General features: G+C 37.5%; 2 protein-coding genes. Both read right to left on the bottom strand.

Annotated features, from left to right (window positions below; translation table 11 throughout):
* The coding region (locus AC1DSE_RS36035) for a DinB family protein (RefSeq protein ID WP_477529213.1) at nucleotides 1–189 on the bottom strand (189 nt) is incomplete at its 3' end.
* Between the two features lie 288 nt (nucleotides 190–477).
* Nucleotides 478–747: NUDIX hydrolase (locus AC1DSE_RS36030; RefSeq protein ID WP_477529212.1), on the bottom strand; the 270-nt coding region annotated here is incomplete at its 5' end.

The raw sequence follows: 747 nt of genomic DNA, 5'->3' as shown, positions 1-747 counted from the left end.
AGACAGTCCCGTCCGAGATGGCATTTCGTGCAACGTCTGTACAAGGTGCCATGCAACACGTCCAAGCGTTCTATGATCGCTTGTTATCTGTTGGCCAAGAGACTCGTCGGTCAGCATCTCCAGTGTCCGCATTGTTGCTTCCGTTTCATTCTGCCAAGTTGCGGCAAAATCTTTAATGTGTTTATACATATCCAACATCTCCTTTTTGTAATGGAATCAAGTTTATTATACCGAACACTAGTTCGCAAGTGAATATTTACATTTACTTAAACTACCCCCGTTAACCAAACGAAGCTGCCGAAAATCATTGCGCTAATCCCGAAATGTAATTAACTACGTATGGTTAATACTTTTGATCATTTTGTTTACGCTAGCCTGCCCGTTAGCTTAACAAAGAAATGGAGCAGCTGCCATGTAGCAAACTGCTCCTTATTTGTTCAACTATAGTTTCCCGTTAGCGTAACGTACCTAATTATTTTATGATAAAGTGTAGGCATCATAATTAATGTATTTATTGTTCGTTTGAATAATAGACTTTACCTTGGATAAGCCAGAGTTTGATACTACATTTTTATATGAACGTATAAATTCTTGTGTTAAACTTACAACCTTTGAATCGATAAGCACATCATCTATAGGTCTAAACTCTACTTTTGAAATCTCAGAACCATCAACAATTAATTCGCCTGAAACCAATTCCATCTCAAAGATAAAATATATTCCATGCTCTATTTCGTTGTGTAGCTG

Source organism: Paenibacillus sp. 01L418 (assembly GCF_056400045.1).
The sequence above is the reverse complement of the archived record's forward strand: the minus strand, read 5'-3'. Positions and strand labels throughout refer to the sequence as shown.